This window comes from Paraburkholderia tropica, assembly GCF_900109265.1.
In the GTDB taxonomy this organism is placed as follows: domain Bacteria; phylum Pseudomonadota; class Gammaproteobacteria; order Burkholderiales; family Burkholderiaceae; genus Paraburkholderia; species Paraburkholderia tropica.
Genome location: NZ_FNZM01000028.1, coordinates 42,839 through 60,066 on the forward strand (window position 1 = coordinate 42,839; position 17,228 = coordinate 60,066).

At 63.8% G+C, this 17,228-nt stretch carries 15 protein-coding genes; 11 read left to right on the forward strand and 4 right to left on the reverse strand.

All coding sequences use genetic code 11. From position 1 onward, the window contains the following. Positions 1 to 119: 119 nt before the first annotated feature. The 4 genes from rplU to proB all read left to right on the forward strand — a co-directional run bounded on the left by rplU (position 120) and on the right by proB (position 3,294). A complete protein-coding gene (gene rplU, locus BMY06_RS34060) occupies positions 120 to 431 on the forward strand; it encodes a 50S ribosomal protein L21 (RefSeq protein ID WP_065060411.1) in 312 nt (103 codons plus the stop codon). 26 nt (positions 432 to 457) lie between these two features. Then, positions 458 to 721: a 50S ribosomal protein L27 gene (gene rpmA, locus BMY06_RS34065; protein ID WP_065060410.1), complete on the forward strand. Its 264-nt coding sequence runs from the start codon at positions 458 to 460 to the stop codon at positions 719 to 721. Between the two features lie 233 nt (positions 722 to 954). After that, positions 955 to 2,064, forward strand: coding sequence for an Obg family GTPase CgtA (gene cgtA, locus BMY06_RS34070; RefSeq protein ID WP_074987373.1), 1,110 nt, complete (start codon positions 955 to 957; stop codon positions 2,062 to 2,064). Between the two features lie 111 nt (positions 2,065 to 2,175). After that, positions 2,176 to 3,294 (forward strand): glutamate 5-kinase, encoded by a 1,119-nt coding sequence (proB, locus tag BMY06_RS34075; RefSeq protein WP_065060408.1) that lies wholly within the window; start codon positions 2,176 to 2,178, stop codon positions 3,292 to 3,294. Between the two features lie 90 nt (positions 3,295 to 3,384). Here proB and BMY06_RS34080 read toward each other — a convergent pair whose 3' ends face one another. After that, complete coding sequence (locus BMY06_RS34080; protein ID WP_065060407.1) at positions 3,385 to 3,948, reverse strand: CNP1-like family protein; 564 nt, start codon at positions 3,946 to 3,948, stop codon at positions 3,385 to 3,387. Positions 3,949 to 4,107: 159 nt separating this feature from the next. Further along, positions 4,108 to 4,791, reverse strand: a complete 684-nt coding sequence (locus BMY06_RS34085) for an RNA pyrophosphohydrolase (protein ID WP_065060406.1) — start codon at positions 4,789 to 4,791, stop codon at positions 4,108 to 4,110. Positions 4,792 to 5,041: 250 nt separating this feature from the next. Here BMY06_RS34085 and BMY06_RS34095 point away from each other — a divergent pair, with 250 nt between their 5' ends. Continuing rightward, positions 5,042 to 6,787, forward strand: coding sequence for a proline--tRNA ligase (locus tag BMY06_RS34095; RefSeq protein WP_065060405.1), 1,746 nt, complete (start codon positions 5,042 to 5,044; stop codon positions 6,785 to 6,787). Between the two features lie 41 nt (positions 6,788 to 6,828). Continuing rightward, a complete protein-coding gene (locus BMY06_RS34100; protein ID WP_065060404.1) occupies positions 6,829 to 7,428 on the forward strand; it encodes a MarC family protein in 600 nt (199 codons plus the stop codon). Between the two features lie 76 nt (positions 7,429 to 7,504). On the opposite strand, the gene BMY06_RS34105 is transcribed toward BMY06_RS34100, so the two are convergent. Continuing rightward, positions 7,505 to 8,056 (reverse strand): hypoxanthine-guanine phosphoribosyltransferase, encoded by a 552-nt coding sequence (locus tag BMY06_RS34105; protein WP_065060403.1) that lies wholly within the window; start codon positions 8,054 to 8,056, stop codon positions 7,505 to 7,507. Between the two features lie 157 nt (positions 8,057 to 8,213). Then, positions 8,214 to 9,581, reverse strand: a complete 1,368-nt coding sequence (gene ffh, locus BMY06_RS34110) for a signal recognition particle protein (protein WP_065060402.1) — start codon at positions 9,579 to 9,581, stop codon at positions 8,214 to 8,216. A gap of 126 nt (positions 9,582 to 9,707) precedes the next feature. Here ffh and BMY06_RS34115 point away from each other — a divergent pair, with 126 nt between their 5' ends. The 5 genes from BMY06_RS34115 (at position 9,708) to BMY06_RS34135 (ending at position 17,213) form a co-directional block, all read left to right on the forward strand. Continuing rightward, a complete protein-coding gene (locus BMY06_RS34115; protein WP_065060401.1) occupies positions 9,708 to 10,646 on the forward strand; it encodes a cytochrome C assembly family protein in 939 nt (312 codons plus the stop codon). A gap of 140 nt (positions 10,647 to 10,786) precedes the next feature. After that, complete coding sequence (locus tag BMY06_RS34120) at positions 10,787 to 11,149, forward strand: PP0621 family protein (protein ID WP_074987375.1); 363 nt, start codon at positions 10,787 to 10,789, stop codon at positions 11,147 to 11,149. Then, entirely contained in the window at positions 11,146 to 11,760 is a 615-nt protein-coding gene (gene ampD, locus BMY06_RS34125) for a 1,6-anhydro-N-acetylmuramyl-L-alanine amidase AmpD (protein WP_074987376.1), read from the forward strand. Before BMY06_RS34120 ends, ampD begins: the two co-directional genes overlap by 4 nt. Positions 11,761 to 12,336: 576 nt before the next feature. After that, complete coding sequence (locus tag BMY06_RS34130; protein ID WP_074987377.1) at positions 12,337 to 15,333, forward strand: ribonucleoside-diphosphate reductase subunit alpha; 2,997 nt, start codon at positions 12,337 to 12,339, stop codon at positions 15,331 to 15,333. Positions 15,334 to 15,989: 656 nt separating this feature from the next. After that, complete coding sequence (locus BMY06_RS34135; RefSeq protein WP_065060441.1) at positions 15,990 to 17,213, forward strand: ribonucleotide-diphosphate reductase subunit beta; 1,224 nt, start codon at positions 15,990 to 15,992, stop codon at positions 17,211 to 17,213. The last annotated feature ends 15 nt before the right edge of the window (positions 17,214 to 17,228 follow it).

Here is a 17,228-nt window from a genome sequence, read left to right on the forward strand (position 1 = left end):
TTTCCGGCGGCCTGTCAATGCGTGCGTCAAACCTTTTGACCGTGCAGCTAACTCTATGTATAATCTAGGGTTTCGGGCGCGCAGTGCGTCTGAAAAGATATTTTAGAGTGAGGTTCTCAATGTACGCGGTCATAAAAACCGGCGGCAAGCAGTACAAGGTTGCTGTTGGCGAAAAACTTAAAGTAGAACAGATACCGGCTGACATTGACGCAGAAATCACGCTCGACCAGGTTCTCGCAGTGGGCGAAGGCGAATCGATTAAGTTCGGTACGCCGCTGGTCAGTGGGGCTGTCGTCAAGGCCACCGTCGTGTCGCAAGGTCGTCACGCAAAAGTGACCATCTTCAAGATGCGTCGCCGTAAGCACTACCAGAAGCATGGCGGCCACCGCCAGAACTACACCGAACTGCGCATCGACGCGATCAACGCGTAAGCGCACGACGGTTAAGGAGCAAATAAATGGCACACAAAAAGGCAGGCGGGTCGTCACGTAACGGCCGCGACTCAGAGTCGAAACGACTTGGCGTTAAGGTGTTCGGCGGCCAGGCTATCCTCGCAGGCGGCATCATCGTTCGCCAGCGCGGTACGCGTATGCACCCGGGCCTGAACGTCGGCATTGGCAAGGACCACACGCTCTTCGCGCTGGTCGACGGCCACGTCGCGTTCACGACCAAGGGCGCTGCGAACAAGCACACGGTCAACGTCGTTCCGGCAGCGGCCTAAGTTCTAGTCCGCTCGCAATCGACGCAAGGAAGGCCCCGCGAAGTTTGCGGGGCCTTTTGTTTATCTGTTGATTTATCTGGGTTCCGATCCAGATCGCCAATCCGCCCATGGCGGACGTGACTGGCGCCTGTCGGTTTGCACTGGCCATTCGGCCAGGTGGGCAAGTACGGCGACGGCGCGCACAATACGTTGGCAAAATAACGACACTCACCGAGTACGGGACGGAGTAACGCATGAAGTTCATTGACGAAGCGAAGATCGAAGTCATCGCCGGCGATGGGGGCGATGGCAGCGCGTCGATGCGGCGCGAGAAGTTCGTCCCGTTCGGCGGGCCGGACGGCGGCGACGGCGGGCGAGGCGGCAGCGTCTACGCCGTCGGCGACCGCAATATCAATACGCTGATCGACTACCGCTATACGAAGAAGCACCTCGCGCGCAACGGCGAAAACGGCCGCGGCGCCGACTGCTACGGCAAGGGCGGCGACGACATCACGCTGCGCATGCCGGTCGGCACGGTGATCAGCGACATGGACACGGGCGAGCTGATCGCCGACCTCACCGAGCACGACCAGCACGTCATGGTCGCGAAGGGCGGCGCGGGCGGCCTCGGCAACCTGCATTTCAAGTCGTCCACGAACCGCGCGCCGCGTCAGAAGACCGACGGCAAGCCCGGCGAGCGCCGCATGCTCAAGCTCGAGCTGAAGGTGCTGGCCGACGTCGGCCTGCTCGGCATGCCGAACGCGGGCAAGTCCACGTTCATTTCCTCGGTCTCGAATGCGAAGCCGAAGATCGCCGACTACCCCTTCACCACGCTCGCGCCGAACCTCGGCGTGGTGCGCGTGGGTCCGAGCAAGAGCTTCGTGATCGCCGACATTCCGGGCCTGATCGAAGGCGCGGCAGAAGGCGCGGGCCTCGGTCACCAGTTCCTGCGCCATCTGCAGCGCACGAACCTGCTGCTGCATCTTGTCGACATGGCGCCGTTCGACGAGGGCGTCGACCCGGTTGCGGAGGCGAAGGCCATCGTCGAGGAACTGCGCAAGTACGACGAAACGCTGTACGACAAGCCGCGCTGGCTCGTGCTCAACAAGCTCGACATGGTGCCGGAAGACGAGCGCGCTGCGCGCATCGCCGACTTCGTGGAGCGTTTTGAGTGGAAGGGCCCGGTGTTCGAGATTTCGGCACTCACGGGTCAGGGCTGCGAGAATCTTTGCTACGCGATCTACGACTACGTCTCCGAGCATTCGGATGCGCGTCGCGCCGAGGAAGCGGAAGATCTCGCCTCCGACGTGCGCTTCCGCGGCGGCGAGGGCGGAGCGCCCGAAGCCGGGCAGCCGCAGGAGTAATTCGCGGTCGTTCGCAATATTTGCAGTATCAGCAGCATCGCAGTTCACGCCGGCGCGCAACCCGTGCCGGCTGCTTCACGCGTCATCAAGTCAATTGGGAGACCGCGCAGCATGCGTTCCGTCATCGCCGATTCCCGGCGTCTGGTAGTGAAAGTCGGTTCGAGCCTCGTCACCAACGACGGCCGTGGGCTCGATCATGCGGCCATCGGCCGTTGGGCCGCGCAGATCGCGGCCCTGCGCGCGCAGGGCAAGGAAGTCGTGCTCGTCAGTTCGGGCGCGATTGCCGAGGGCATGCAACGCCTCGGCTGGAGCAAGCGACCGCGTGAGATCGACGAACTGCAGGCAGCGGCGGCGGTCGGGCAGATGGGGCTCGCGCAGGTCTACGAAAGCCGTTTCTCCGAACACGACATCCGCACGGCGCAGATCCTGCTCACGCACGCCGACCTCGCCGACCGCGAGCGCTATCTGAACGCGCGTTCCACGCTGCTCACGCTGCTGCGTCTGGGCGTGGTGCCGATCATCAACGAGAACGACACCGTGGTCACCGACGAAATCAAGTTCGGCGACAACGACACGCTGGGCGCGCTCGTGGCGAACCTGATCGAAGGCGACGCCCTCGTCATCCTCACCGATCAGAGCGGTCTCTATACGGCCGATCCGCGTAAGGACCCGACTGCCACGCTCGTGCAGGAAGCCGACGCGGGCAAGCCCGAACTCGAAGCGATGGCGGGCGGCGCGGGGTCGAGCATCGGCCGAGGCGGCATGCTCACCAAGATCCTGGCGGCCAAGCGCGCGGCGCACAGCGGCGCGAACACGGTGATCGCGAGCGGTCGCGAGGAACAGGTGCTGGTGCGGCTCGCCGCGGGCGAGGCGATCGGCACGCAACTCATCGCACGTACTGCGCGCATGGCCGCACGCAAGCAATGGATGGCCGACCACCTGCAGGTGCGCGGCCATGTGGTGATCGACGACGGCGCGACGCAGAAGCTCACTGCCGACGGCAAGAGCCTGCTGCCCATCGGCGTGACCGATGTGCAAGGTGCGTTCGCGCGCGGCGAGGTCATCGCGTGTCTGAACGGCGAAGGCCGCGAGGTCGCACGCGGGCTCACGAATTACAGCAGCGCTGAGACCAAGCTCATCCAGCGCCATGCGAGCACCGAGATCGAAAGCGTGCTGGGCTACATGCTCGAACCCGAACTGATCCATCGCGACAATCTCGTGCTGGTCTGAGCGCCGGGCTACGTCAGGACGCAAAAAAGCCGCAGCGGTCGTCGACCGTTGCGGCTTTTTCTTTGTGCCGCCGTTTGACGAGGCGCGCGATCAGCGCACGAGCGTCGACTGCGTGCGGCCGAAGCGGATGTTCTCGATGATGGTCGAGGCCTTGCCGATCGGCATCTTGTTCGCGCAGAAGTAGTCCTGATACAGCGCCGAGTGATACGCGTTGAGCGTGCCATTCTCGATGCGCGACCAGTCGTTCGCAACGGTCTGATCCCAGCCGTTGTGGTCGGCGTTCAGGCTCGCGTAGAGGCGCCACTCGTAGGTGTCGCAGCGAATGCCTTCGTAGTTGATGTTGCGCGCGCCGCCCGGGCTCGTGATGACGATGGCGTAGCGCACCACGCCGTCGCTGCCCACGCTGAGCGAGGCCGGATCGACGGCGAATTTGAGCTGCGTGTTGTTCGACACGTCGAACGGCAGCAACTGCGTGCCTGCCTGCGGCAGCGCCGGCAGGCTTTCGACCTTGTTCTCCTGCCAGGTGCCTTTGCGGTCGAGCAGATACGTGAACGCGCTGTCGTCCTTGTTGGTGGGGGCGGAACTGCCGCAACCGGCCAGCAGGACGCTACTTGCGGCCGCAGCGCACGCTGCGGCAAGAGCAATTCGTTTCAAATTGGTTTTCCTTCGATGCTCCGGCGCTGGGCGCACGAATGCGCGGCGCCGCGAATGCGGACCGGCCGAAGTCGCGCCGCGTATTCGCATACGCAGCGCGGACGAGGCCGCTCCGGGCGTTCAGTGCGCCGCCACGAGACGTAACCTGGCTGACTCGTGTTACTCGTGCTCGTCCGGCGCAGGCTCGATCATACTCCCCGCCGTACCGCAGTCGCTTTCCAGCACCGTGCGCACTTCGACCACCTCGCCCTCGATGAACGCGGGTTCGATCTGCACCGCCTGGGCGTGCGCCGACGTTACGATGCGCGGATAGCGCACCTCATGCCCATGCCCGTGCGAACCGGCGCTGCGTTCCACGCGCGGCGCCGCAGGCCGCCGCAGAAAACGCGAAAGCTCGGTCAGCGCCAGTTGATAGACGTCGCGCTTGAACTCGATGACCGCTTCGAGCGGCACCCAGTACTCGTTCCAGCGCCACGCATCGAACTCGGGATGCTCCGTTGCCCGCAGGCAGATATCGCAGTCGCGCCCGACCATGCGCAGCAGAAACCAGATCTGTTTCTGACCGCGATAATGGCCGCGCACTTCGCGCTTGATGAACTTGTCCGGCACCTCATAACGCAACCAGTCGCGCGTGCGACCGACGATCTTGACGTGCTCCGGATGCAAACCGGTTTCTTCGTGCAACTCCCGAAACATTGCCTGCATGGGGGTTTCACCATACTTGATGCCCCCTTGCGGAAACTGCCAGGAATGTTCGCGAACCCGCTTGCCCCAAAACACCTCGTTTCGCGCGTTCAAGAGGATGATGCCGACGTTCGGGCGAAACCCCTCACGATCCAGCATACAACCACCTTCGAATCCTTTAAAATTGCTTTGATTATAAACAGATAACGGTCCTCACGCACCCGACGGCCAGAATATCGGACCGATTTGCCGCGTATGCGCAAAAGCGCCCGGCGGCGCGATCGGCGCCGGACCTGGCGGGCGTCATCGGTGCGGCGCACGGCGTGTTGTCATAATGGCGGTTTCCTGAACTCCACCGTTGGTCTCTCTTCGGGCGGTCCGCACTGGCCGCCGCTTTTGGAAAATCTGAATGAAAGCCTCCCGTTTCTTTATCGGCACCCTGAAGGAAGCGCCGGCTGACGCCGAAATCGTCAGCCACAAGTTGATGGTCCGCGCGGGCATGATCCGTCGCGTCGCGGGCGGCATCTACAACTATCTGCCGATCGGTCTGCGCTCGATCCGCAAGGTCGAGCAGATCGTGCGCGAGGAAATGAACCGCGCGGGCGCCATCGAACTGCTGATGCCGGCGGTGCAGCCGGCCGAACTGTGGCAGGAATCGGGTCGCTGGGAACAATACGGGCCAGAACTGCTGCGTTTCAAGGATCGCAAGCAGAGCGATTTCGTGATGGGGCCGACGCACGAGGAAGTCGTCACCGACATCGCGCGCAATCAGATCAAGAGCTATCGCCAGCTGCCGGTGAACTTCTACCAGGTGCAGACGAAGTTCCGCGACGAAATCCGTCCCCGTTTCGGCGTGATGCGCGGCCGCGAATTCATCATGAAGGACGCGTACTCGTTCGATAAGGACGTCGACGGCCTGAAGCTCTCGTACCAGAAGATGTACGACGCCTACGTGCGCATCTTCACGCGCCTCGGTCTCGATTTCCGCGCGGTCGTGGCCGACAACGGCTCGATCGGCGGCAGCGGCTCGCACGAATTCCACGTGATCGCGGAAACCGGCGAAGACGACATCGCCTACTGCCCGAGCTCGGAATTCGCCGCGAACGTCGAAGCCACCGACGCGCTGCCGCTGATCGCCACGCGCGGCGCGGCAAGCGAAGCGCTCACGAAGACCTCGACGCCCGGCGCGGCGAAGTGCGAGGCCGTGGCCGAACTGCTCGGCATCCCGCTCGAACGCACCATCAAGTCGATCGTGCTGGCCACGGACAACGAAGGCGCCGAACCCACCGAACCCACCATCTGGCTGCTGATGCTGCGCGGCGACCACTCGCTCAACGAGATCAAGGTCGGCAAGCTCGAAGGCCTGAAGGGTTTCCGCTTCGCGACCGAAGCCGAGATCGTCGAGTGGTTCGGCACGCCGCCGGGCTACCTCGGTCCGCTCAACACGAAGAAGCCCGTGAAGGTGGTCGCCGACTCGACGGTCGCGAACATGAGCGACTTCGTCGTGGGTTCGAACGAAGTGGACTTCCACACCACGGGCGTGAACTGGGGCCGCGATCTGCCGGAGCCGGTCGTCGCCGACATCCGCAACGTGCAGAAGGGCGATCCGTCGCCGGACGGCAAGGGCGTGCTCGACATCTGCCGCGGCATCGAAGTGGGCCACGTGTTCCAGCTCGGCACCAAGTACTCGGAAGCGATGAGCGCCACGTACCTCGCCGAAAACGGCAAGCCCGCGCCGATGCAGATGGGCTGCTACGGCATCGGCATCACGCGTATCCTGGGCGCCGCGATCGAGCAGAACTTCGACGACAAGGGCATCATCTGGCCGGAATCGATCGCTCCGTTCCAGGTGGTCGTGTGCCCGATGGGCCTGGACCGCAGCGAACTCGTGCGCGAGCACGCCGAGCGCGTCTACAACGAGCTGGTCGCGGCTGGCGTGGACGTGATTCTCGACGACCGCGGCGAGCGTCCGGGCGTGATGTTCGCCGACTGGGAGCTGATCGGCGTGCCGCATCGTCTCGTGATCGGCGATCGTGGTCTGAAGGACGGCAAGATCGAGTATCAAGGCCGCCGCGACACCGAAGCGACGCTGCTGCCGGCCGAAGAAGCCGCGCAGACGGTGGCGCAGAAGATCGCCGCCGCGCTGGCAGTGTGATGCGCGTCGTTTCTCGTCTCGGCTAAAGGAGCGCCGCGAGCGTGGAATACAGTTTCCTGTCCGCGACGGTCCTGCTGCTGCTGATCACCGATCCGCTCGGCAACATTCCGCTCTTCATCGGCTGTCTGCGCGGTGTGGCGCGGGAGCGCCGGGCGATCGTGATCCTGCGCGAAGTCGCGATCGCGTTCGTGATCCTGCTTGTGTTCATGGTGGCCGGCAACGGCTTCCTGCGCATGATGGGGCTCACGGACACGTCGCTGCGCATCGGCGGCGGCATCGTGCTGTTCCTGATCGCGCTGCGCATGATCTTTCCGCATCCGGGCGGTCCGTTCGGCGCGGGCGACAAGGGCGGCGAGCCGCTCATCGTGCCGCTTGCGATTCCCGCGCTCGCGGGACCGTCGGCGCTCGCCACGGTCATGCTGCTCACGTCGCAGGCGCCGGGCAAACTGTTCGAGTGGATCGGCGCGCTGATCGTGACGATGGCGATCTGCGCGATCGTGCTGGTGCTCGCCGAGCGCATCCAGCAATTGCTCGGCGAGCGCGTGGTGACGGCCTTCGAGCGCCTGATGGGCCTCGTGCTCGTGGCGATTTCGGTGGAGATGATTCTCGCGGGCATCGCCGCGTTCGTGCATCACCTCTGACGCCGCGCGCAGGCGTCGACGCAAACAAAAAAGCCGCTTCGTTCGAAGCGGCTTTTTTTATCGGCTCGTGCCTGACTTACGCGCCTTCGGTCAGCGCGCGAATCGTCGGCAGATTGCGCCAGTAACCCTTGGCGTCCATGCCGCAGCCGAACACGTAGCGGTCCGGCACCGAAAAGCCGCAGTAGTCCGGATGCAGCGGCTTGGCCTTCGGAATGATCTTCTCGCACAGCACGGCCGAGAGGAAACGCTTCGCGCCCATGTCCATGATGCGGTCGCGGATCGCGGCCATGGTCTCGCCTTCATCGAGGATGTCGTCGAGCACGATCACGACGCGGTCCTTCACCGACTCGCGCGGCGCCACGCGCCACTGCATTTCCGCGCTGCCCTTGATGGCGTTGCGGTAGCGGGTGAGGTGGATGTAGTCGAATTCGAGCGGGAAGTCGAGGTGCGGCAGCAGCATGCCGGTGAATACGGCCGCGCCGCCCATCACCGACAGCACGAGCGGGAAGTCCTCGCTGATATCGGCGCGAATGGCTTCGGCCATCCGGCCGATCGACGCATTGACATCGCTCTCCGAAACGATCTCTTCGGAGTGGCGGAAAATATGGAGGGCTTCTTCGCGATTCATGACTCTGGCGGGGCAGTGGCTGTAGCTATTCAGTGTGGAAAATAACGACGACGCGCGCTACAGCAAAAACCCGCGCTACCATGTCCAGCTCGCGCGCCGCGTCGTGTTGGGCCGCACGCGCAATGCGCCGCGCGGCCCGCCAATCAGGTCGATTCGATCAGCGCATGCCGGGCATCATGCCCTTCATGCCGCGCATCATCTTCTGCAGATTGCCGCCCTTCAACTTCTTCATCATGGTGCGCATCTGGTCGTACTGGTTCAGCAGGCGATTGACTTCCTGAACCTGCACGCCCGCGCCCGCAGCGATGCGGCGCTTGCGCGTGGCCTTGATCAGATCCGGCTTGGCGCGTTCCTGCGCGGTCATCGAATTGATGATGCCTTCCATGCGGCGCATCTGCTTTTCGGCGACGCCCATGTCGGCGCCCGACGCGGCCTGCTGGAATTGCGCGGGCAGCTTGTCCATGAGCGACGACAGGCCGCCCATCTTCTTCATCTGCGAGAGCTGCGCACGGAAATCGTTCAGGTCGAAGTCGCCGCCCTTCTTGACCTTGTCGGCGAGCTTCTGCGCGGCTTGCACGTCCACGCCGCGCTGCGCTTCCTCGACGAGGGCGAGAATGTCGCCCATGCCGAGAATACGGTTGGCCATGCGGTCGGGGTGGAACACTTCCAGACCGTCGAGCTTTTCCGCGACGCCGACGAACTTGATCGGCTTGCCGGTGATGTGGCGCACGGAAAGCGCCGCGCCGCCGCGCGAGTCGCCGTCGAGCTTGGTGAGCACGACGCCGGTGAGCGGCAGGGCGTCGTTGAACGCCTTCGCGGTGTTGACCGCGTCCTGACCGAGCATGGCGTCGACGACGAACAGCGTTTCAGCGGGCTTGAGCGAGCTGTGCAGCGCGCTGATCTCGTTCATCATCGCCTCGTCGATACCGAGGCGGCCGGCCGTGTCGACGAGCAGCACGTCGTGATAATGGCGCTTGGCCCAGTCGACCGCGGCAGCAGCGATCTCGACGGGCTTCTGATCCGGCTGCGAGGGGAAGAAGTCGGCGCCGACCTGTTCCGTCACCGTCTTCAGCTGCGCGATAGCAGCGGGGCGGTAAACGTCGCACGAAACGGTCAGGACCTTCTTTTTGTACTTCTCGCGCAGCAGCTTGGCGAGCTTGCCGGTCGTGGTGGTTTTACCCGCGCCCTGCAAGCCGGCCATGAGGATGACGGCGGGCGGCGTGACGTTCAGGTTCAGCTCGGCGGCCTTGCCTTCGTAGTCGCCGCCGATCACGGCGGTCAGCTCGCGCTGCACCACGCCGACGAGCGCCTGGCCCGGCGACAGGCTGCTGATCACTTCCTCGCCGAGCGCCTTTTCCTTCACCTTGGCGATGAATTCGCGCACGACGGGCAGCGCCACGTCCGCTTCCAGCAGCGCGAGACGCACCTCGCGCAGCATGTCCTGCGTATTGGCTTCGGTCAGCCGGGCTTCGCCGCGCAGCGTCTTGACGACGCGCGCCATCCGTTGAGTAAGATTGTCGAGCATGGGGAGGCGGTGAGCAGTGCGGCTCCCGAACGTCGCGCGTGGCACGGGAATGCGGCAAATTGCCGGGTTCCGTCGCCGCTTTGTTACGCTGCGTCGTGGAAAGGGGGCCTATAGTAAACTTCGAACATGGATATTGTACTGTATGCCCTCACCGTGCTCCTGTACGGCGGATTGTGTGCCGCCGACTGGCATGCACTGCGGCGCGCCGGCGCGCCGCCGCTCCTCGGCAGCGTGCCGCCGGTTCCGGTCGCGCTCGGCCCGCGCGACGCCGGCGAACCGGGCGCGCGCCCGCGCAGCTTCGGCGCGCTGTCGCGCTCGCTGCTGTTCGTCGCGCTCGCGGCGCACGGCGTGCTGCTGCACATGACGATCTTCCCCGCCCACGAGATGATCTTCGGCTTCGCGTTCGCGTTGTCGGCGATGTTCTGGCTCGGCGCGGTGATCTACTGGATCGAGAGCTTTTTCTTCGCGCTCGACGGCCTGCGTCTCCTGCTGCTGCCGCTCGCGGCCGTCGCCGCCATCCTGCCGCTCGTGTTCGGCGGCGTGCGCGTGCTGCCTTACGCCGCGGCGCCGATGTTCAAGCTGCATTTCGTCATCGCCAACGTCGCTTACGGGCTGTTCGCGATCGCCGCGCTGCACGCCGTGCTGATGCTCGCCGTCGAGCGTCGTCTGCACGCGCTCAAGGGCGCGGGCTTCCAGCGCAACGCCGGCAACAAAGGCGGCGGCTGGCTGTCGAACTGGATCGAGACGCTGCCGCCGCTGCTCACAATGGAGAAGCTGCTGTTCCGTCTGATCGGCGCGGGCTTCGTGCTGCTCACGGCCACGCTCGTTTCGGGCATCGTGTTCAGCGAGCAGTTGATCGACCGTCCGCTGTCGCTCGATCACAAGACGGTGTTCGCGTTCCTGTCGTGGCTGATGTTCGGCGCGCTGCTCACCGCGCGCAAGATTTCCGGCTGGCGCGGACGCTCGGCGCTGCGCTGGGTGATCGCGTCGTTCGTCGCGCTGTTGCTCGCGTATGTGGGCAGCCGTTTTGTGTTCGAGGTGCTGCTGCATCGGCCGGTCGTTTGATCGCGGCCGAGGTGCTTCAATGCGCTTCGATGTGTTCCGTTGTGTTTTCGTTGCCGCGCCTGTCCGTTATTGCACGCGAAATGCACGCGATTTGCACGCGAGTCGTGCACGGAGCGGCGCACTGAAACCAGACTGATTCCATGAGACAGATTTTTCTTCTGATTCTGCTGTTCGTCGTCGGGCAGTGGTTCGTCAAGGCGCTGCGCCGTGCGCAGACGCAATCGCCGCAGTCACGCACGGGCGCCGATCCGCGTCAGACGGGTCCGTTCGGCACGCAAGGCACGAACGGCGCGCAAGGTTCGAACGGTGCCGCTGGCGCCGCGGGTGCCAGGCGTGCGAACGGCCAGGGTGCGTTGCCCGAGCCGATGGTGCGTTGCGCCGAGTGCGGCGTGCACGCGCCGCGCAGCGAGTCGGTGAATGTGGGCGCGCAGTCGTTCTGCAGCGCCGAACACGCGCGTGTCTACGACGCGCGCAAGTCCGGCCAGGACCGCGCGGCGCGATGAGTCGTCACGCGCAGTCTGCGGCTTCGTCTGTGTTCTCGATCGATGCGCAAGGTTGGGCCGATGGCGCGCAGCGCCTGCCGTCGCCGAATTTCGAAGCGCGTCCGGACGGCGCGACGCCGACGCTCATCGTCGTGCATAACATCAGTCTGCCGCCCGACACGTTCGGTGGCCCCGAGATCGCCGACCTGTTCCTCAATCGCCTCGATTGCGACGCGCATCCGTACTTCGATACGCATCTGCGCGGCGTGCGGGTCTCGGCGCATTTCGTGATTCATCGTAACGGCACGCTCGAGCAATTCGTCTCGTGCGACGAGCGCGCGTGGCACGCGGGACTTTCCAGCTTCTTCGGCCGCGAGCGCTGCAACGACTTCTCGATCGGCATCGAACTCGAAGGCAGCGACACGCAGCCGTTCGAACCCGCGCAATACGCCACGCTCGCGCCGCTCGTGCGCGCGATCGCGGCGCGCTATCCGATCGACGCGCTCGCCGGGCACTCGGACATCGCGCCGGGCCGCAAGACCGATCCCGGTCCGCATTTCGACTGGGCGCGTTTGCAGCGCGAGACGCAACTGGGCGACGCGTTCTTTCCCTATCTGCACGCGCGGACCTGACGCGTCACCGGCGACCAGGACGTTGTCAGCGTCGTCTTGACGCACCAAAGCGCAACTAACCAGGAAGTGCCGGCGATGCGCTAACCGCTGCTTCGCGTACGGACTTTCTGGCGTGGAGAAAAGCGCGTTTCGCCCGAATGCCCGCGCCGTCTGGGCTTCGCGCCAGAGCCTCCTTTGTCAATACACCCGCCGTGAAATTTAGCCGTTGCACGTCCGGCAAGTTCCACTATACTTCGTACCCGAAGCACGGCTTTACACCATATGTTGTGTTGTTCCGCGGCGCCCCGCTCTCCGAGCACGGCGCCGCACGCATTAGCGGCATAGGAAAAGAACTTTGTGCGGTGCAGTCGGGCGAGAACCGGCGCACCGGCTGTAATCGAGAGAAAAGGTACAGCCAATGATCGCGGCATCCACGATGAAGACCGTAACGCTCTGTGGTTCATCAGCATTGCCGCATCCGGCAGCCTCGCCAGGCTGGCTTTTTGTCTCCGCCCATTCGTCCGCGCACACGGGGGCGCGGCGCCCGTATTAATTCGCGAAATCCTTCGCATATTTCCAGGACCAGGAGCTTTGCACATGCAAACGACCGATAACGTCTCGACCCGGTATGAAGGCGCGCCCGCCGCGCACACGCTGGGTGGTCAGCCGCAGGACGGCCAGGCCAGCGCGACGCAGTTCGCCGACCACAAGATCATTCGCCGTAACGGCAGTGTCGTGGGCTTCGAGCCGTCGAAGATCGCCATCGCGATGACCAAGGCGTTCCTGGCCGTCAATGGCGGGCAGGGCGCGGCGTCGGCGCGTGTTCGCGAACTCGTCGAACAGCTCACGCAGAACGTGGTGCGCGCGCTGGTGCGCAGCCGCCCGAACGGCGGCACGTTCCACATCGAAGACATTCAGGATCAGGTCGAACTCGCGCTGATGCGCGGCGGCGAGCACAACGTCGCGCGCGCCTACGTGCTGTATCGCGAGAAGCGCAACCAGGAACGCGCGCACGCGCCGGAAACGGCAGCGCCCGCAGCGCCTGGCATCAACGTCACCGACAACGGCGTGACGCGTCCGCTCGACATGCACGCACTGCGCGCGCTGATCGTCTCGTCCTGCGAAGGTCTGGGCGACGCCGTGAACGCCGACCCGATCGTCGCGGAAACGGTGAAGAACCTGTACGACGGCGTGCCGATGACGCAGGTCTACGACTCCGCCATCCTGGCCGCACGCACGATGATCGAAAAGGACCCGGCGTACAGCCAGGTCACGTCGCGCATTCTGCTGCACACGATCCGTCGCGAAATTCTGGAAGAAGAAGTCACGCAAGCCGAAATGGCCGTGCGTTACGCCGACTACTTCCCGCAGTTCATCAAGCGCGGCGTCGAAGCCGGCCTGCTCGACGACAAGCTCCAGCAGTTCGACCTCAAGCGTCTGGGCAACGCGCTGAACGCGAACCGCGATCTGCAGTTCGGCTACCTCGGCCTGCAGACGCTGTACGACCGCTACTTCCTGCACGTGCACGGCACGCGCATCGAAATGCCGCAGGCATTCTTCATGCGCGTCGCGATGGGCCTGTCGCTCAACGAGATCGACCGTGAAGCGCGCGCGATCGAGTTCTACAACGTGCTCTCGTCGTTCGACTTCATGTCGTCGACGCCGACGCTGTTCAACTCGGGCACGCACCGCTCGCAGCTCTCGTCGTGCTACCTGACGACGGTCGCCGACGACCTCGACGGCATCTACGAAGCGCTGAAGGACAACGCGCTGCTCTCGAAGTTCGCGGGCGGTCTGGGCAACGACTGGACGCGCGTGCGTGCACTCGGTTCGCACATCAAGGGCACGAACGGCAAGTCGCAAGGCGTGGTCCCGTTCCTGAAGGTCGTGAACGACACGGCCGTCGCGGTGAACCAGGGCGGCAAGCGCAAGGGCGCGGTCTGCGCGTACCTGGAATCGTGGCACCTGGACATCGAAGAATTCCTCGAGCTGCGCAAGAACACCGGCGACGATCGCCGCCGCACCCACGACATGAACACGGCGAACTGGATTCCCGATCTGTTCATGAAGCGCGTGATGGAAGGCGGTGACTGGACGCTGTTCTCGCCGTCGACCTGCCCGGATCTGCACGACCTGTTCGGCGCGGAATTCGAAAAGGCTTACGTCGCTTACGAAGAGAAGGCCGCACGCGGCGAGATCAAGCTGTTCAAGAAGCTGCCGGCTGCGCAACTGTGGCGCAAGATGCTGGGCATGCTGTTTGAAACGGGCCACCCGTGGATCACGTTCAAGGATCCGTGCAACGTCCGTTCGCCGCAGCAGCACGTGGGCGTCGTCCACTCGTCGAACCTGTGCACGGAAATCACGCTGAACACCAGCGACAGCGAAATCGCCGTCTGTAACCTGGGCTCGGTGAACCTCGTCGCGCACATGATCGAACAGGCCGACGGCACGTTCGCGCTCGACCACGAGAAGCTCAAGCGCACCATCAGCGTCGCAATGCGCATGCTCGACAACGTCATCGACATCAACTACTACGCGGTGTCGAAGGCGCGCAACTCGAACCTGAAGCACCGTCCGGTGGGCATGGGCATCATGGGCTTCCAGGACTGCCTGCACGTTCTGCGCACGCCGTTTGCTTCCCAGGAAGCCGTGGAGTTCGCCGACCGCTCGATGGAAGCCGTCTGCTACTACGCGTACTGGGCGTCGACGGAGCTGGCAGCCGAGCGCGGCCGCTACTCGACCTACCGCGGCTCGCTGTGGGATCGCGGCATCCTCCCGCAAGACACGCTCAAGCTGCTCGAGGAAGCACGCGGCGGTTACGTCGAAGTCGACACGAGCGAATCGATGGACTGGACGTCGCTGCGCGAGCGCATCGCGACGCACGGCATGCGCAATTCGAACTGCATCGCGATCGCGCCGACCGCGACGATCTCGAACATCATTGGCGTGTCGCCGTGTATCGAGCCGACGTTCCAGAACCTCTACGTGAAGTCGAACCTCTCGGGCGAATTCACGGTGGTGAACGACTACCTCGTGCGTGACCTGAAGTCGCGCGGCCTGTGGGACGAAGTCATGGTCGCCGACCTGAAGTACTTCGACGGCATGCTCTCGCGCATCGACCGTGTGCCGGCCGACCTGCGCGCGGTCTACGCGACGGCGTTCGAAGTCGATCCGACGTGGCTCGTCGAAGCGGCGTCGCGTCGTCAGAAGTGGATCGACCAGGCGCAGTCGCTGAACATCTTCATGGCGGGCGCATCGGGCAAGAAGCTCGACGAGATCTACAAGCTCGCATGGGTGCGCGGCCTGAAGACGACGTACTACCTGCGCACGATGGCGGCGACGCACGTCGAGAAGTCGACGGTTGCGCACGGCGCGCTGAACGCAGTGCCGACGGGCGGTTCGAACGGCGGCGGTGCAGCAGGCGGCGCGAACGGCGGTGCGGGTTTCGGCGCGGCCGGCGGCAACGGCGGTTCGACGGTGATGCAGGCGGCAGCGCCTGAAGCCGCTGTCGAAGCGGCGCCCGAAGCAGAAGGTCCGGTGTGCATGATGCGTCCGGGCGATGCGGGCTTCGAAGAGTGCGAGGCTTGCCAGTAAGCGCGATGTGCGTGGCGGCAGCGCAACGGTGCTGCCACGCGTCACGCGTCACACGCAGTGCATCGACGGAATAAGTCGGCGGCGTGCAGCGAGTACAGACAGTAAACAGTAGTCGATGCCGCCGTCGATGCAAGTCGATACAGATAGAAGATGCAGACGCGGCGCGCGCAATGCGCGTCGCCAGGTTCAGGCGGTGGAAAAAAGGCTTCAGGATTCCCTGGGGTTTCGCCTGAACGCGAAACAGGTCGCGCGAGCCAGAACGCAGCGCGCGGCGCAGCGAACGACAGATCCACGCAGGCAGCGATGCCCGCAACGCAGTTGCAGGTCTGTCGAAGCAGCAGCGAGCGAGTCGTGAAGCACGTTCGCAGCACGCAGTCGAAAGCATCGTGAACACGATGCGAAGCGCGCGCGGCGAACCACGTTTTCACACACGCTCTCGATGTCGCGAAGACCCTCGAAGCCAATCGCGCGTGCGATGTTCGAGCGACGAATACGCGATGCATCCGCACCGCTCACACGCCGCGATCGACACGATGCGATGACAAAGTGTTGTATCGAGGTCGCAACGCGAATCGAAAACAGGATTTTTCGTGTGCGAACCCTTTTATCGCGCATGAAAAGATGGTACAAACCGTTCTAAATTGATGGTGACATTTATGCTCAACTGGGATGACGAGAACACGGCCGTAACTCCGTCGAGCGGTGCGCAGCAGAACGCAATGCGCAACCCCGCTGGCCTGGCTGTCTCTGTTCCTGAAGCGCAGTCCGCACTGCACTTCACTCCTCAGTCTTCTTCGGCGACCAACATCTTCTCCGCCGACTTCGCAGTCGCACCGCCGCCGCAGGCGCCGGTCTCGACCGAAGCCCGCGTGAATGTCGCCGACAAGCGCATCATCAACGGTCAGACCGACGTGAATCAGTTGGTCCCGTTCAAGTACAAGTGGGCTTGGGAAAAGTACCTGGCCGGTTGTGCGAATCACTGGATGCCGCAGGAAGTGAACATGTCGCGCGACATCGCCCTGTGGAAAGACCCGAATGGTCTGACCGAGGACGAGCGCCGCATCGTGAAGCGCAACCTCGGCTTCTTCGTGACTGCCGACTCCCTCGCCGCCAACAACATCGTGCTCGGTACCTACCGGCACATCACGGCGCCCGAATGCCGCCAGTTCCTGCTGCGCCAGGCGTTCGAAGAGGCAATCCACACGCACGCGTACCAGTACATCGTCGAATCGCTCGGTCTGGACGAAGGCGAGATCTTCAATGCGTACCACGAGGTCAAGTCGATCCGCGACAAGGACGAGTTCCTGATCCCGTTCATCACCACGCTGACGGATCCCGCGTTCACGACGGGTACGCTCGAATCCGACCAGACGCTGCTCAAGTCGCTGATCGTGTTCGCCTGCATCATGGAAGGTCTGTTCTTCTATGTGGGCTTCACGCAGATTCTCGCGCTCGGCCGTCAGAACAAGATGACCGGCGCCGCCGAGCAATATCAGTACATCCTGCGCGACGAGTCGATGCACTGCAACTTCGGCATCGACCTGATCAACCAGATCAAGCTCGAGAACCCGCAGCTGTGGACGCCGGCGTTCCGCGCGGAGATCACTGAACTGTTCAAGCAGGCAGTCGAACTCGAATACCGCTACGCAGAAGACACCATGCCGCGCGGCGTGCTGGGCCTGAACGCATCCATGTTCAAGAGCTATCTGCGCTTCATCTGCAATCGCCGTTGCCAGCAGATCGGTCTGGACGCGCTTTTCCCGAACGAAGAGAACCCGTTCCCGTGGATGAGCGAAATGATCGATTTGAAGAAGGAACGCAACTTCTTCGAGACGCGCGTGATCGAATATCAGACGGGTGGTGCGTTGTCCTGGGAGTAATCCGGGCGCACTGCG

Bases quoted from the DNA above. Each gene is read 5' to 3' on its own strand.
- BMY06_RS34115 (WP_065060401.1), top strand. From the start codon at position 9,708: ATGGATATTGTACTGTATGCCCTCACCGTGCTCCTGTACGGCGGATTG.
- ffh (WP_065060402.1), bottom strand. From the start codon at position 9,581: ATGCTCGACAATCTTACTCAACGGATGGCGCGCGTCGTCAAGACGCTG.
- BMY06_RS34135 (WP_065060441.1), top strand. From the start codon at position 15,990: ATGCTCAACTGGGATGACGAGAACACGGCCGTAACTCCGTCGAGCGGT.
- rplU (WP_065060411.1), top strand. From the start codon at position 120: ATGTACGCGGTCATAAAAACCGGCGGCAAGCAGTACAAGGTTGCTGTT.
- proB (WP_065060408.1), top strand. From the start codon at position 2,176: ATGCGTTCCGTCATCGCCGATTCCCGGCGTCTGGTAGTGAAAGTCGGT.
- ampD (WP_074987376.1), top strand. From the start codon at position 11,146: ATGAGTCGTCACGCGCAGTCTGCGGCTTCGTCTGTGTTCTCGATCGAT.
- BMY06_RS34105 (WP_065060403.1), bottom strand. From the start codon at position 8,056: ATGAATCGCGAAGAAGCCCTCCATATTTTCCGCCACTCCGAAGAGATC.
- BMY06_RS34085 (WP_065060406.1), bottom strand. From the start codon at position 4,791: ATGCTGGATCGTGAGGGGTTTCGCCCGAACGTCGGCATCATCCTCTTG.
- BMY06_RS34120 (WP_074987375.1), top strand. From the start codon at position 10,787: ATGAGACAGATTTTTCTTCTGATTCTGCTGTTCGTCGTCGGGCAGTGG.
- BMY06_RS34095 (WP_065060405.1), top strand. From the start codon at position 5,042: ATGAAAGCCTCCCGTTTCTTTATCGGCACCCTGAAGGAAGCGCCGGCT.
- cgtA (WP_074987373.1), top strand. From the start codon at position 955: ATGAAGTTCATTGACGAAGCGAAGATCGAAGTCATCGCCGGCGATGGG.
- BMY06_RS34130 (WP_074987377.1), top strand. From the start codon at position 12,337: ATGCAAACGACCGATAACGTCTCGACCCGGTATGAAGGCGCGCCCGCC.
- rpmA (WP_065060410.1), top strand. From the start codon at position 458: ATGGCACACAAAAAGGCAGGCGGGTCGTCACGTAACGGCCGCGACTCA.